The 15178-nt window shown below is 72.0% G+C and carries 12 protein-coding genes and 1 pseudogene; all 13 read right to left on the minus strand.

What is annotated here, in order from left to right; translation table 11 throughout:
- Nucleotides 1–10 precede the first annotated feature (10 nt).
- A complete protein-coding gene (locus IF00_RS0130385; RefSeq protein ID WP_030323556.1) occupies nucleotides 11–1207 on the minus strand; it encodes a cytochrome P450 in 1197 nt (398 codons plus the stop codon).
- A 32-nt stretch (nucleotides 1208–1239) separates the two neighbouring features.
- Nucleotides 1240–1902, minus strand: a complete 663-nt coding sequence (locus tag IF00_RS0130390; protein ID WP_030323560.1) for a response regulator — start codon at nucleotides 1900–1902, stop codon at nucleotides 1240–1242.
- On the minus strand, nucleotides 1899–3221 hold the full coding sequence (locus IF00_RS0130395) for a sensor histidine kinase (protein WP_030323562.1): 1323 nt from the start codon (nucleotides 3219–3221) through the stop codon (nucleotides 1899–1901). The genes IF00_RS0130390 and IF00_RS0130395 overlap by 4 nt, the downstream gene beginning before the upstream one ends.
- 154 nt (nucleotides 3222–3375) lie before the next feature.
- Complete coding sequence (locus IF00_RS0130400; protein WP_030323564.1) at nucleotides 3376–5592, minus strand: FG-GAP repeat domain-containing protein; 2217 nt, start codon at nucleotides 5590–5592, stop codon at nucleotides 3376–3378.
- Between the two features lie 120 nt (nucleotides 5593–5712).
- Nucleotides 5713–6582, minus strand: coding sequence for an alpha/beta hydrolase (locus tag IF00_RS0130405; RefSeq protein ID WP_030323566.1), 870 nt, complete (start codon nucleotides 6580–6582; stop codon nucleotides 5713–5715).
- 136 nt (nucleotides 6583–6718) lie between these two features.
- Nucleotides 6719–7918, minus strand: a complete 1200-nt coding sequence (gene kynU, locus IF00_RS0130410; protein ID WP_030323568.1) for a kynureninase — start codon at nucleotides 7916–7918, stop codon at nucleotides 6719–6721.
- A gap of 10 nt (nucleotides 7919–7928) precedes the next feature.
- Nucleotides 7929–8786, minus strand: a complete 858-nt coding sequence (locus IF00_RS0130415) for a tryptophan 2,3-dioxygenase family protein (protein WP_030323569.1) — start codon at nucleotides 8784–8786, stop codon at nucleotides 7929–7931.
- Nucleotides 8787–8910: 124 nt separating this feature from the next.
- The gene (locus IF00_RS0130420) at nucleotides 8911–9849 is read right to left on the minus strand and encodes a DUF3152 domain-containing protein (RefSeq protein ID WP_030323570.1); all 939 of its coding nucleotides are present in this window, start codon (nucleotides 9847–9849) and stop codon (nucleotides 8911–8913) included.
- Between the two features lie 196 nt (nucleotides 9850–10045).
- Nucleotides 10046–10459, minus strand: a complete 414-nt coding sequence (locus IF00_RS0130425) for a DUF3151 domain-containing protein (protein ID WP_030323572.1) — start codon at nucleotides 10457–10459, stop codon at nucleotides 10046–10048.
- A 108-nt stretch (nucleotides 10460–10567) separates the two neighbouring features.
- Nucleotides 10568–12022, minus strand: coding sequence for an MFS transporter (locus IF00_RS0130430; RefSeq protein ID WP_030323574.1), 1455 nt, complete (start codon nucleotides 12020–12022; stop codon nucleotides 10568–10570).
- 165 nt (nucleotides 12023–12187) lie between these two features.
- Nucleotides 12188–13378: a MalY/PatB family protein gene (locus IF00_RS0130435; protein WP_030323575.1), complete on the minus strand. Its 1191-nt coding sequence runs from the start codon at nucleotides 13376–13378 to the stop codon at nucleotides 12188–12190.
- A gap of 86 nt (nucleotides 13379–13464) precedes the next feature.
- Nucleotides 13465–14487: a class II fructose-bisphosphate aldolase gene (gene fbaA / locus IF00_RS0130440; protein ID WP_030323577.1), complete on the minus strand. Its 1023-nt coding sequence runs from the start codon at nucleotides 14485–14487 to the stop codon at nucleotides 13465–13467.
- Between the two features lie 190 nt (nucleotides 14488–14677).
- A pseudogene (pyrE, locus tag IF00_RS44135) lies at nucleotides 14678–15160 on the minus strand (orotate phosphoribosyltransferase); the annotation flags it as partial.
- Between the last annotated feature and the right edge of the window lie 18 nt (nucleotides 15161–15178).

The following is a 15178-nucleotide window of genomic DNA, read 5'->3' on the forward strand; positions in this document are numbered from 1 at the left end:
GGTGCGGTGCTCACACCTCCACGAGCAGCTCCTCGAAGCCCCGGATCACGTACCCCGGCTTCCACACGGGCTCGGCCGCGAGCCGCAGGGCCGGCGCCTGGCGCAGCAACTCGCCGAAAACGGAGCTCAGTTCGAGGCGGGCGAGGGGCGCGCCGAGGCAGTAGTGGATGCCCGCCCCGAAGGTGATGTGCGGGTTGTCGGCCCGGGTGAGGTCGAGTGCGTCGGCCGTCGGGCCGAAGCGGGCCGGGTCGCGGTTGGCGGAGCCGAAGAGGAGGGCGACCTCGGAGCCGCGCGGGATGAGCCGGCCGCCGATCTCGATGTCGTCGAGGACCCAGCGCTCGAACATCTGGAGCGGGGTGTCGTAGCGCAGAAGTTCCTCCACAGCTGTGGACAACTTTTCGGGATCCGGACGGACGTCGTTCTTCAGGAGCGTCCACCAGCCGTTGACCGTCGTGTTCACGGTGGCCTCGTGGCCCGCGTTCAGGAGCAGGACGCAGGTGGAGATCATCTCCTGCTCCGTCAGCTCCTCCACCCCGATGAGCGCCGAGATCAAGTCGTCCCCCGGGCTCTTCCGCCGCCGCGCGATCAGCTCCCGCAGATAGTCCGAGAACTCGACCGAGGCCTCGACCGCCCCCCGGGCCGTCTCCTCCGAAGGATTCAGCTCGAACATCCCGCAGATCGCCGCGGACCAGGGCCGCAGCCGCCCCCGCTCCTCGTCGTCCTCGGGAACACCCAGCATCTGGGCGATCACCGCGACCGGCAGCGGCTCCGCGACCGCCGCCTGGAGGTCGCCGCCGCCCGCCGCCACCAGATCCCCCACCAGATCCGCGGCGAGCCGCCGTACCGTCGGTGCCAGGTTCTCGACCGTCCTCGGCGTGAAGGCCTTCGACACCAGGCGCCGGATGCGGCTGTGGTCGGCCGCCTCCAGATCGAGCAGCCCGTGGTCGTTGAGCGTGTGGAAGGGCTCGTACGCCGCGTCCGGCGCCTCCCGCCCGAACTCCTCGTGGGTGAAGCGGTGCGTGTACGTACGGCCGAGCCGACGGTCCCTGAGGAGCGCGGACACGTCCTCGTAGTGCGGGATCAGCCACTGGCGGGTCGGGCCGTGCCAGTGGGCGCGGCCCGCCGCCCGCAGCTCGGCGTAGGCGGGGTACGGATCGGCGACGAACTCCGCGGAGAAGGGGTCGTAAACAGCCTCGACAGCGTCCATGGCCGGACGCTACCCGCGCGCCCCCGCGCGTTCTAGCCGCCGACGCGCACCAGACCCGCCTCGTACGCGAAGACCGCCGCCTGCGTCCGGTCCCGCAGCCCCAGCTTCACCAGGATGCGGCTCACATGCGTCTTGATGGTCGACTCGGCGACGACGAGGTGCTCGGCGATCTCGGAGTTCGACAGACCCTGCGCGATGAGCACCAGGACCTCCGTCTCGCGCTCCGTCAGCTCCCCTATCTGCGCCATCGCCGGGGGGCGCGGAGAGCTCCCCGGCGCCTTCGCGAACTCGGTGATCAGCCGCTTCGTGACCGTCGGCGCGAGCAGCGCCTCGCCGGCCGCGACGACCCGCACCCCGTCGGCGAGCTGCCGGGCGGAGGCGTCCTTGAGCAGGAAGCCGGAGGCCCCGGCGCGCAGCGCCTGGTAGACGTACTCGTCGAGGTCGAAGGTGGTCAGGACGAGCACCTTCGCGTCCGCGTCGGCGGCGACGATCTCCCGGGTGGCGTCGATGCCGTTCAGCTCGGGCATCCGGATGTCCATGAGGACCACGTCGGGGTGGAGGGCGGCGACCTGGGCGACGGCCTCCCGGCCGTTCACGGCCTCGCCGACGACCTCGATGTCCGGCATCGCGCCGAGCAGCACCGAGAAGCCCTCGCGGACCATCATCTGGTCGTCGACGATCAGCACGCGGATCACTGGTCACTCTCCTCACGGCTCACGGGGACGAAGGCCGTCACCTCGTAGCCACCGTCCTCGGTCGCCTCGGCCGTCATCTCCCCGCTGAGCATCGTCACACGCTCGCGCATGCCGGTGATGCCGTGGCCGGCACCCGGGGAGGGCTTCACGAGGCCGCGTGCCGGGCCGTTGGCGATGCGCAGGCCCAGACCGCCGAGGACATAGCTGACCTCGACCTTCGCAGCGGCGCCGGGCGCGTGCCGCAGCACGTTCGACAGGGCCTCCTGGACGATGCGATACGCGGAGAGCTCCACGCCCTGCGGCAGCTCGCGCACGGCGCCGGTCACCGTCTTCTCGACGACGAGCCCGGCCTCCTGGACGTTGCGGACGAGCGAGTCGAGGTCGGCGAGGGTCGGCTGCGGGGCGTCGGGGGCCTCGTAGTCCTCGGCGCGGACGACACCGAGGATGCGGCGCAGTTCGGTGAGCGCGGCGACCGCGTTCTCCCGGATGGTGAGGAAGGCCTGCTCCAGCTCCGGCGGCGGGTTCTCGACCCGGTACGGGGCGGCCTCGGCCTGGATGGCGACGACCGACATGTGGTGGGCGACGACGTCGTGGAGCTCACGGGCGATGGTGGTGCGCTCCTCCAGGAGAGTCCGCCTGGAGCGCTCCTGGGCGGTGACGGTCTGCTGGGCGATGACCTCGCGGTCGGCCTGGCGGCGGACCTGGAGGACGGTGACGGCGAGCAGGAGGAGGGCGGAGACGAAGAGCATCGGAACGGAGTCCGAGCTGCGTCCCACCCCGAGGAACATCTCCGCGAAGAGGCAGAAGGCAGCCGTCACGAGCCACATCCACGCCGCGGTGCGGGGCCGGGTGCGGGCGGCGACCACGCCGAGGATCACGAGATGCGAGAAGAAGGTGATGTGCGACCAGGGCCAGCCGGCGTCGTAGCCGGTGAGGTAGCCGATGACGGGCGTGGACGCGAGCGAGGCCCAGAAGGCGAGGACGGGCCGCACCAGGGTGAGGAGCACGATCGCGGGCGGGACGCAGGCCATCATCAGCGTCAGCGGGGCGAAGGTGGTTTCGAACTCCTCGTACCCCATGGCGAAGACGATCAGGGCGAGGAACGCGACGACGCCGTGCGGGAACAGGCCGAGGTGCGGCCGTATCCCCTTCGGCACGAAGCGCGCCACCTTGGGGTTCACCTCGGCCGGCTGGAGCGGCCGGTAGGCCGACGCGTCGTGGAAGAGTTCCTGCCGCAGCCCGCCGAGGACGACCTGGACCAGGTGGAACTCGGGGGCGCGGCTCGTCTCGGGGGTCTGTGTCTGGGTCACGTCGACCACGGTACGGGGGGGCGGGGAACCCGGTCGTCCCGCTCGATGCGGATCCTTCCGGGTCCCCCTTGAGGACTATGGCCTCTGCCTGCCGTCCGTCCCCCGGCTCAGGGGAGCGTCGGGTGAGGCCCGCCGAGGGGGCGGTTCACCGTGCCGCCGCTCGTCAGGCGACGTGGTTGAACTTGGTGCCCTCGCCCGAGTACAGGTCCGTCGTCACACGGCTGAAGAGGGCGTTGACGGACCCCGTGGAGCGGTAGACGTACGTGCCGCCCGTTCCGTACGCGATCAGGTCGGGGCGGCCGTCGCTGTCGACGTCACCGGCACCGACGAGCTGGCTGAAGGCGCCCCAGCCGCCGCCGATCTGCACCCGGGTGGCGAAGTTGCCGCTGCCGTTGCCCTGGTAGAGCCAGAGGACACCGGAGGCGTCGCGTGCGACGAGGTCGCCCGCGGCCGTGCCGGCGATGTTGCCGACGGCGGTGATGTGGTTGTAGGCGCCCCAGCCGCCGCCGACGCGGGCACGGGTCGCGAAGGGCTTGGCGGAGTCGCCCGTGCCCTTGTAGAACCACAGCACGCCGGTGGTGTCCGTGGCGAGGAGGTCGGCGCGGCCGTCGCCGTCGAGGTCCGAGCCGCCCGTCAGCTTGTCGTAGGCGCCCCAGCCGGTGCCGACCTTGACGCGGGTCTCGAAGGTGCCGTCGCCCTTGCCGAGGTAGTGCCAGAGCACTCCGGCACCGTCGAGGGCGACCAGGTCGCCGGCCACGTTGCCCGCGAGGTCGCCGACGGCCTCGATCTGCTTGTACGCGCCCCAGCCCGTGCCGATCTTGGTGCGGCCGGCGGTCTCGACCTTGCCGTCGACCGGCCGGTCCCACAGGTCGTCGCGCCACAGCGCGCCGGCGGCGTCCCGGGCGAGGACGTCGGTGGAGCCGTTGTTGGTGTAGTCGTGCGGGTTGAGCGTCCGGAAGACGTCCATCCGCCAGCCCTGGGAGACCGGCTCGCCGGTGCCGTCGAGCAGCTTCGCCTCGGCCTCCACGGCGTACGAGCCGTTCGGCGCGTCCGCCCCGTCGAGGACGGCGTCCCAGGTGAAGGAGAAGAGGTTGCCCTCGGCGGGGGCGTACACCCGCGTGGTGTACACCTTCTCCGTGACCATGTGCGTCAGCCTGACGTCCACGTAGGCCTCGCGCTGCGACAGGGTCCACCCCAGGGTGACCTTGCCGCCGGTCTGGTCGAGGTTCACCGTGTCGGGGACGTGGACCTGCTCGATCTTCAGGTCGACCAGCGGGGCCTCGTCGGCCGTCTTGGTGACCTTCGGGGTGCCGTCCTCCGCGAGCTCGACCCGGAACAGGCCCTTGCCGTCGGCCGCGCGCGCACCGCGCAGCACGGCGGTGCCGTCGGCCGCGGTCAGCGCGGCGGAGCCGGAGTCCAGGAGCTGGCGGGTCTCGCCGGTGGTCAGGGAGACGGCCCGGACGGGCGTCGTGGGGTTGCCGTAGACCAGCCAGTCGCCCACGAGCGCGTGGTACCACTCGTCGAGGTGAGGACCGAGGACGGTCTTCTTCTCCGCGCCCGTACTGCGGTCGACGGACGTGATGTAGTCGCCGGTTCCGGCCTCGTAGCCGAACCAGGTCACGTGCGAGGCGGAGAAGTTCAGGCCGCCGAAGCCGTACCCGGACTCGGGGGCGGCGTACGTCTTGGTGACCGTCCCGGACGCCACGTCGATCAGGGCCCGGCCGCCGGTCCGCTTGTCCGCCGGCCCCGTCTCGTAGCCGACGAGGACGGAGCCGTCCTTGGCCACCGAGCCGAAGTAGTCGGTGGCGTCCGCGGGCAGGCCCGTGATCTTGCGGGTGGTCGTCGTGGCGCCGTCCTTGGTCACGACGTGCAGTTCCGCCTGGCCGACCTCGTTCGGCAGCTGCGCGAGCACGCTCGTCGGGCTCAGCACGGCCACGTAGTTGCCGTTGAGCGCACCGAGGTCGATGTCGACGCCCGGGGCGGAGGGGGTGGCCATGTTCCGCAGGGTGATCGCACGCATCTCGGCGGACCAGCCGGCGTCGCCGAGGACGAGCACGTCGCCGGCACCCATGGACCAGCCCTTGGGCGTGCCGAGCGAGGTCCGGGCACCGCCGTCGTACGGCGTCCACAGCAGCTTCCGGCTGCGGTCCTCCGCGAAGTAGTACGTGAGGAAGCCGGAGGTGCCCACGCCCCCGAGGTCGGTGCCCTCCGGGTAGACGGGAAGAACGGTGTCGGCCTGATCGGCCGGGGCCGCGACGGCGGCCGGTGTGGCCGCGAAGGCGGCGGGAGCGGTGGCCAGCGTGCCGGCGCCGAGGGCCGTGACGGCGAGGACGACGGTGACCGCCGTGGCGAGACGGGTGCCGGTAGAGCGGAGCTGCAAGGTGAAACCCCCACGAAGAAGATCGGACACGGCAGTGCCGTGCACGATCAGACCTCCGACCCGGTCGAATGGTTGTACGGGGATTCCGGTAAGTCGCACATGGATCCCCGGACTTCCCCATCACCAGGCCAGTTGGGCGATCTCCTCCGCCACCACCGCGCACGCGTCCGCCGCCGGGTCGATCAGCGGGAAGTGGCCGACCTCCTCCAGAAGCGTCACGCCGACCGTCTCGCCCGCCTTCGCGGCCGCCTCCGCATAGGCGTCGGCGACGGCGTACGGCACGTCGCTGTCCGTGCGGCCCTGGACGACGGTGGTCGCGATCCCGGTCGGCAGCAGCACCGAGGGATCGGCGTGGGCCGCCCGCTCCTCGTACGAGGAGGGGCCACCGAGCAGCTCGGTGACCGCGCCGCCGCACACGTTCAGTTCGACCGACCGCCCGAAGTGGGCGATCGGGGCGAGGGCGACGACCCCGCGCAGCGGGGGCGGGGCGGGCAGCCGCCACGGAGAGCCGGCGGGCAGGACGTGCCGGGCGGCGGCCCAGAGGGCGAGCTGGCCGCCCGCCGAGTGGCCGGTGAGCACGATCCGGCCGATGTCGGCCTGCGGCAGGTGGACGGAGGCGAGTTCGGGCAGGGCGTCGAGCGCGGCCGCCACGTCGTCGAAGGTCTCGGGCCAGCGCCCGGCGACCGGGGTGGCACCACCCTGCCGGGGGATGTCGCTGCCGCGCCGGTACTCGACGTTCGCCACGGCGAAGCCGCGCCGGGCCAGGAAGTCCACGAACGGGGTCAGGTGCTGCCGGTCGTACGGCGCCCGCCACGCCCCGCCGTGCAGGGCGACGACGAGCGGCGCCCGGGTCCGTCCGTCGCGCGGGGCGTAGAAGTCGATCACCTGGTCCGGGTGGTCGCCGTACGCGGCGGAGACGTCCGGGGGGACGGCCGGGTGCGAGAAGGCCGACGCCTCTTCGGCGGCATCGCGCGCGGCGGGGTCCGGCATGCTGTTCCAACCTCTCGGATACGGGGCCGAATTGGCCTGACCTGCGGGGACGGTACCAGGAGTGGAGCCCCCGCAGATCAGGCGATCATCGGACCGTACGAGACCGCGCGAGGCCGCGCGGAACCCGGTCGAGGCCTCAGGCAGGCAGGTCCGCCAGGACCTCCGCGAGCACCCGCGCCGCCCGCTCCGCGTCCGCGAAGCCGACGTACAGCGGAGTGAACCCGAATCGCAGGATGTCGGGGCGGCGCAGATCGCCGACGACACCGCGCTTGATCAGCTCGGCCATGACGGCGGGCGCGTTCTCGCAGGCGAGCGCGGTCTGGCTGCCGCGTTCGTCGTGCGCCTCCGGCGTCACGGAGGTGACACGGCCCTCCGGCACGTACGCGCGCACGCACTCCAGGAAGAAGTCCGTGAGCGCCAGGGACTTGGCCCGCACGTCCTCGATCGCGACGCCGTCCCAGACGTCCAGCGCCGCTTCGAGGGCCAGCATCGACAGGATGTCGGGCGTCCCGACCCGGCCCCGTACGACGCCCGCGGCCGCCTCGTACCCGGGAGTCATGGCGAACGGGTCGTTGTGCGAGTTCCAGCCGGGAAGCGGCGAGTCGAAGGCGGCCTGGTGGCGTTCGGCGACGTACAGGTAGGCCGGCGAACCGGGCCCGCCGTTCAGGTACTTGTACGTGCAGCCGACGGCCAGGTCGACCCCGTGCGCGTCCAGGCCGACCGGCAGGGCGCCCGCGCTGTGGCACAGGTCCCAGACGGCGAGCGCGCCCGCCGCGTGCAGCGCGGCCGTGATGCCGGGCAGGTCGTGGCGGCGGCCACTGCGGTAGTCGACGTGGTTGACGAGCGCGGCGGCCGTCCGCGGGCCGGCGGCCGCGGCCATGCCGGCCGGGTCGACGGGCACGATCCGGTGACCCGTCATCCGCGCCGCGGACTCCGCGATGTACCCGTCCGTGGGAAAGGTCGTCGCGTCGACGAGGATCTCGTCGCGGTCGTCGGCGCTCAGCCGGGCCGCCGCGACGACCGCCTTGAAGACGTTCACGCTGGTCGAGTCGCCGACCACGATCTGTCCCTGGGCGGCGCCGACGATCGGGGCGATCCGGTCGCCGATCCGCTCGGGCGCGGTCCACCAGCCGGACTCGTCCCAGGAGCGGATGCGGAGCTCGCCCCACTCGCGGGTGATGACGTCGGCCATCCGGGCGGGGACGTGGGCGGGCAGCGCGCCGAGGGAGTTTCCGTCGAGGTAGACGGTCCCGGCGTCGAGGGCGAACTTCTCTCGGTGCTTGCCGAGTTCGTCGGCCGTGTCGAGTGCGTGTGCCTTCTTCTGGAGGTCTGCCATGGCATCAGTCTCAGACATGGCTGCGCGCCGTCCAGAGCTCCGGGAAGACGTTCTTCTGCGCCCGCTTCTCCAGCCAGGCCACGCCCGCCGAGCCGCCGGTGCCGGTCTTCGAGCCCATCGCGCGGCGGGTCGCCACCAGATGGTCGTTGCGCCATCGCCAGACCAGTTCGGCGACGTCGCTGAGCGCCTCGCCGAGCCGCACGAGCTCGCCGTTCTGGTCCGCCTCCGCGTAGATCCCGGCCCAGACCGCCTCGACCTCGGCCGAGGGCTCGTACCGCTGCGCGAGGTCGCGGCCGAGGACGGCGGCCGGGACGGGCAGGCCGCGGCGGGCGAGCAGCCCGAGGACCTCGTCGTACAGGCTCGGCTCGTGGAGCGCCTTCTCCAGCTCGGCGTGGACGCGGGGCGCGCCCCGGTGCGGGACGAGCATGGACGCGGACTTCTCGCCGAGCAGGAACTCCATCCGCCGGTACATCGCGGACTGGAAGCCGGAGCCCTCGCCGAGCGCGGCGCGGTAGGCGTTGAACTGGGCGGGGGTGAGCTGGGCGAGCGGCCGCCAGGAGTGGTTGAGGGCCTCCAGCTCGCGCACGGAGCGCTTGAGCGCGTCCATCGCCACGGGGACGCGGTCCTCGCGCAGGGCGCGGCTCGCGGTCTCCCACTCGTGGACGATCACGGTGAACCACAGCTCCATGACCTGGGTGGTGACCAGGAAGACCATCTCGCCGGGGTCGTCCGAGCGGAGGTGCTGGAGGTGGGTGAGAACGTCCGCCTGGACGTAGTCCTCGTACGGCGTCGTGCCGGCGAAGTCGAGGTTCGGGTCGTTGGCGACCGAACCGGCTCCGGAATCGGGAGAACCCGGGGAGAGTGACATTTCTGTCTCCTCGATACGAGCTACCGGGTAGCGGTCTGCTCCACCGTGCGCGCGGTCGTCCGTGCGTCACGGGAGCCCCGGTCCCCTCGGGAGGCGGGCTTCGTCGCGCGCCGTCCCAAGCGCATCATGACACGATCGGCCCGGTGATGTAGCTCCCGTCTTCGTCATACGGAAATGCGTTCGATCTACATCCGTCCAGGCCCTTGATCTGCTGCATCATCGCGGGCGCGAGCCTGCCCGGACCCGGGCAGCCCATGTGCTGCCGGATGCCTATCTCGTGCCCGACCTCGTGGTTGATGATCAGATGCCGGTACTCGGCTGCCTCCCCCGCGAAGGTCGGCGAGCCCAGCATCCACCGCCTGAGGTTCACCACGACCCCGTCGGTGGTCTCGCAGTTCAGCTCGCCGTGGGTGTCCAGGCCCTGCTGCAGACAGAGGGCGTCGGCCGTGTCCGGGGTGGCGATCCGGATGACGAAGTCGGCGTTCTCCGAGACCAGCTGGAAGCGGCCCCGGCCGTGCGCGGCCCAGCCGCGCGGATGCGCCAGGATCCGCTGGATCTCGGCAGCCGTCTCGGGCGCCGACAGCTCGATGCCCTCCTCGACCTGGACCCGGTAGCGGCGCAGTTCGCCGCCGTGGCCGACCGGTGCGCCGGAGGCCTGCGCGGTGGTGAAGGTCCCGGCGCCGGACTTCGGCACGGTGGGCGGCTTCATCGGGCTCGTCTTCGGCTTCGGCGTCGGCTTCGCGGTCGCCTTCGGTTTCGGGGACGGGGTCGACCCCGCCTTCGGCGGCGGCTTCGGCTTCGTCATACTGCGCCGGGGAGTGGGAGCGGTCGTCCCCGGGGCCGGGCTCTCGCCGGTCGCCGTCGGCACGGGAAGGGGCGCCGAGGCCGCCGTGTCCTCGGCGGGCGGGCCGTTGAAGTGGGCGAGGGCGACGCCGGCGCCGAGCGCGACCGTCATCAGGACCAGCGTCGGCAGTACGAGCCGGCCGGCGGGGGCGCGTCTGCCTCCGTCCCGCCGCCGGCTCCGCGTTCGTCGCCGTCCTGCGGATGCGGCACGCTTGCCCACGACAGACTTCTCCCCTGCGTCGGCCGGCAGTGGGGGAAGAGGAAATGCGCCTCGGTACCGGCGTGTTCGGTCCTGCGGTCCCGGGGATCGTACCGGCCCCAGTCGAACAACCTCGAACGGGTCGGGGAGTCTGTCCGGATTTCCCCCGGTCCGTCGGAGCAGGGGAAATCCGGCCAGTTTCAGCCGTCGGGCGATGTCAGCCGAGCGTCTCCGCAGCGGTCTCCGAGGAGTCCCGAAGGAAGGTCGTGCAGCGCTCGAACTCGTCCTTCTCACCGATCTCGCCGGCCGCGCGGGCCAGCGAGTGCAGGGCGCGCAGGAAGCCGCGGTTCGGCTCGTGCTCCCACGGCACCGGGCCGTGGCCCTTCCAGCCGTTGCGGCGCAGCGCGTCGAGGCCGCGGTGGTAGCCGGTACGGGCGTAGGCGTAGGACTCGACGACCGAGCCGCGCTCGTACGCGTCGTCCGCGAGCTGGGCCCAGGCGAGCGAGGAGGTCGGGTACTTCGCAGCGACTTCCGCCGGCGCCGTACCGTTCGCGAGCAGCTCGCGCGGACCCGGGTCGTCGGGCAGGTGGGTGGGGGCCGGTCCCCCCAGGAGGTTCTCATGCATGGCCATGGGGCCAGTCTGCCTCAGTCCCGCTCTCCGGAGGCCCTGTGGCGGGGAGGCACCGGGCCTCGGGGCCCCGGGCGCCCGAACGCCCCGCGACGGAAGCACCGGGCTCCCTCAGGCCGAGGCGTCCCGCTGTCCCGGGTCGAGCGGCGGGGACGACACCCCGCAGTGCACCTTGCACTCCGGGTGGCAGTCCGCCCCCGTCGGACGCCGCATCGTCGTCCACGCGAGCACCGCGCCCACCACCAGGATCCCCGCACACATCGGCATCGCCCGCCGGAACGTCGCCCCGAACTCCTCCGCCGAGAGGTACGCCTCCGGGCTCATCCCGGCGAGCATCGGCAGCGCGGCCACCGCGAGCAGCCCGGCCGCCCGCGCCGCCGCGTTGTTGATGCCACTGGCCAGGCCCGCCCTGGACACGTCCACCGAGGCGAGCACGGTCGCGGTCAGCGGCGCGACCAGCGCCGTCATCCCGAGCCCGAGCACCAGCAGCGCCGGCAGCACGTCCCGTACGTACGAGGCGTCCTCACCGACCCGCAGCATCAGGAGCATGCCCGCGGCGCACAGCAGCGGCCCCACCGTCAGCGGGATCCGGGGCCCGATCCGCTCCCCCAGCTCCCCGGACTTCGCCGAGAGCAGCAGCATCAGGACGGTCGTGGGCAGCAGGGCCGTACCGGCACCGAGCGCCGAGTAGCCGGACACCACCTGGAGCTGGAGGACGGCCAGGAAGAAGAATCCGCCGAACGCGGCGTACACGCACAGCGTGACCAGATTGACCGCGGTGAACATCCGGGACGCGAAGATCGACGGCGGCACCATCGCACGTTCGCCGCGGCGCCGCTCCACCACCACGAACCAGGCGCCGACGACGCCCCCGGCCGCCCCGGCCCACCAGGCCTCGCCGATCAGCGCGTACGTCACGAGCGCGAGCGCCGCCGCGCCCAGGACCGCGCCGAGCACGTCGAAGCGGCCGTGCGCGGTCTCGTCCCGCGATTCTGGGACGTGCCTCAGCGCGACGGGAACGCAGAGGGCGGCGAGCGGCACGTTCAGCAGGAACACCCACCGCCAGCCCGGCCCGTCCACCAGCCAGCCGCCCACGAACGGCCCGATCGCCGCTCCCACCCCGCCGAAGCCGGACCACAGCCCGACCGCCCTGGCCCGGTCGTCCTCGTGGAAACTCGCCTGGATCAGCGCCAGGGACCCGGGGGTGAGCAGCGCCCCGCCCACGCCCTGGAGGGCGCGGGCGGCGATGAGCACGCCGGCGTTCGGGGCGAGGCCGCACAGGAGCGAGGCGAGCGCGAACCACACCACGCCGATCACGAAGACCCGGCGCCGCCCGAACCGGTCGCCGAGCGATCCGCCGAGCAGGATCAGCCCGGCCAGGGTGAGCATGTAGGCGTTGACCGTCCACTGGAGAACGGCCAGGTCGGCGCCCAGGTCCTCGCCGATGTGCGGCAGCGCCACATTGACCACGGTGGAGTCGAGCAGCGCCATGCCGGAGCCGAGGACGGTCGTGAACACGATCCATCGCCCGGCCCTGGAGGCCATCCGCACGTCCCGATCGCCCATGCGAGCCATGCTCCTCGCGGAGGCGGCCCCGTGCACCCCGGTGCGGGCATCCGCCACCCGCGGGACACCCGTCTCAGGAGGTGCGCCGCCCCCGGAACCAGGACGTGAGCACCCTGCCACGGGCATCCCCGTCCGGAGGTACGCGCCCTGACACGGGCGCCCTTGTCAGGAGGTGCGCAGCCGTCCCGCCGCCCGGACCAGCGCGGCCACACCCCGCTCGGCCTTCTCCCGCCGACAGCCCACGTTCAGCCGGACGAAACCGGGCGTGCCGTACACCCCGCCCGGCATGATCGCCACCTTCTCGACGGTGATCAGCTCCTCCTGCAGCCGGGTCTCCTCGATGCCCAGGGGCCGCAGGTCGATCCAGGCGAGATAGCCCGCCTGCGGGGGCGCCCAGCCGAGCTCGGGAAAGCCCGTCGCGAGGTGCTCCCGAACCATGCCCATCGTGCCCGCCACGTAGGCGCGCAGCTCGTCCAGCCAGGCCGCGCCGTGCCGGTACGCGGCGATGTGGGCGGTCAGCGAGAGCACGGCGGGCGAGGCGAGCCCCTCGCCGGTCTCCATCCGCCGGACGAAGGCCGCACGCTCGTCGGGGTCGCCGATGATCCCGTACGAGCCGGAGAGCGCGGGGAAATTGAAGGCCTTGGTGGCCGAGGTGATCAGCGCCCAGCGGTGGCCCCGGCCCCGCTCGGCGATCCGGGTCCACGGGATGTGGCGGTGGCCGTCGGTGGTCATGTCGGCATGGATCTCGTCGCTGACGACAGCCGCGCCGTGGCGCTCGGCGAGCACGGCGAACTCCCGGAGCTCGCTCTCCGTCCACACCCGGCCGGTCGGATTGTGCGGGGAGCAGAGCAGCAGGACCTTGCTGTCCGGCCGGGCCAGCTCCCGTTCGAGGGCCTCGGTGTCGCCGAGCGGGACGCCGCGCAGCTCGCGCCCGAGCCCCGTGACGGCCTTGCGGAAGCCGTCGTAGGTGGGGGTGTGGACGACGACGCCGTCGCCGGGCTCGGTCCACATCCGCAGGAGCTGGGAGAGCTGGTTGAGCACGGAGGGCGCGTACACCAGGGAGTCCGGGTCGATCTCGGCCTCGTACCTGGTGGCGTACCAATGGCGTATCGCCTCGCGGAACTCCCCGAGCCTCCAGTCGGTGTAGCCGAAGACCCCGTGGTCGACACGGTCGCGCAGGGCCGCGAGGACCTCCGGCGGAGAGGCGAAGTCCATGTCGGAGATGGTGAAGGGCAGCAGGTCGGGGACGCCGAAGCGGTCCGCGATCCCGTCCCACTGGACCGACCAGGTCCCGCGGCGGTCGATCTCCCGGTCGAAGTCGTACGTCGTCGTCACCGTGCTCTCTCCTCCGGACATCTCTCTCCTCCCGACACGCCGAGGGCCCGGCACCCCCACGCCAGGGCGGGGGTACCGGGCCGCTCGTACAACGCTCGCTTCAGCGCTTACTTCAGCCTGGTGCCGGTCGAGCGCAGCGCCGCGCACGCCTCGGTCACCCGGACGGCCATGCCGGCCTCGGCCAGCTTGCCCCAGGTGCGCGGGTCGTAGGTCGACTTGATGCCGACCTCGCCGTCGACCTTCAGGACACCGTCGTAGTTCTTGAACATGTGGTTCGCCACCGGACGCGTGAAGGCGTACTGGGTGTCGGTGTCGAGGTTCATCTTCACGACGCCGTTCTCCAGGGCGGTGGCGATCTCCTCGGCCGTGGAGCCCGAGCCGCCGTGGAAGACGAAGTCGAACGGGGAGGCCTTGCCGTACTTCTCGGCGACACCGGCCTGGAGGTCCTTGAGGAGCTCCGGGCGGAGGACGACGTTGCCCGGCTTGTAGACGCCGTGCACGTTGCCGAAGGAGGCGGCGAGCAGGTAGCGGCCCTTCTCGCCCAGGCCCAGGGCCTCGGCGGTGCGGAGCGCGTCGTCGACGGTGGTGTACAGCTCGTCGTTGATCTCGTGGCTGACGCCGTCCTCCTCGCCACCGGTCGGGGTGATCTCGACCTCAAGGATGATCTTGGCGGCGGCGGCCTTCGCGAGCAGCTCCTGGCCGATGGCCAGGTTGTCGGCGAGGGTCTCGGCGGAGCCGTCCCACATGTGCGACTGGAACAGCGGGTTCTCGCCACGGGCGACGCGCTCGGCGGAGACGTCGAGCAGCGGACGGACGTAGCCGTCCAGCTTGTCCTTCGGGCAGTGGTCGGTGTGCAGCGCGACCGTGATGTCGTACTTCGCGGCGACGATGTGCGCGAACTCGGCCAGGGCAACGGCGCCCGTGACCATGTCCTTGTTGTACTGGCCGCCCAGGAACTCGGCTCCGCCGGTCGAGATCTGGATGATGCCGTCGCTCTCGGCCTCCGCGAAGCCGCGCAGGGCGGCGTGCAGGGTCTGGGACGAAGTCACGTTGATGGCCGGGTAGGCGAACTTGCCTGCCTTCGCCCGGTCGAGCATCTCGTTGTAGACCTCGGGGGTTGCGATGGGCATTCGTCCGCTCCTTGTGATGTGCGGGGTGTGTGCGTTGCTGTCCCTGACCTGGGGGCGACGTCATCGTCGACGCCCATCCTTCCAGACTCTTCTCCGGGCTCCCACGGGCCCGGCATGCCGAGGGGCGGGGGGGTTTTCGTGGAAAAACCCCCCCCCCGGGAAAAAAGCAAGGCAGGACAGACAATAACAAGGCGATGGCCTCGGCGGCGCCCCGGTCGACGATCGTGGCCACGGCGACGACCTCGCCGCCGGCCTCGCGGACGGCCTCCACGGCGGTCAGCGGCGAGCCGCCGGTCGTCGAGGTGTCCTCGACGACGAGGCAGCGACGGCCCTTGACGTCCGCGCCCTCGATACGGCGCTGCATGCCGTGGGCCTTCTGCGCCTTCCGGACGACGAAGGCGTCGAGACGCCGGCCGCGCGCGGCGGAGGCGTGCAGCATCGAGGTCGCGACCGGGTCGGCGCCCAGGGTCAGACCGCCGACGCAGTCGAAGTCCAGGTCGGCCGTCAGGTCGAGCATGACCTGACCCACCAGCGGCGCGGCCTCGCCGTCCAGCGTGATCCGGCGCAGGTCGATGTAGTAGTCGGCTTCCAGACCCGAGGAGAGGGTCACCTTGCCGTGCACCACGGCCTTGTCCTTGATCTGCTGGAGCAGCTCAGCGCGTACGTCAGTCATGGTCAGCAGCTTAAGGGG

Source organism: Streptomyces flavochromogenes, assembly GCF_000717595.1.
Lineage (GTDB): Bacteria > Actinomycetota > Actinomycetes > Streptomycetales > Streptomycetaceae > Streptomyces > Streptomyces flavochromogenes.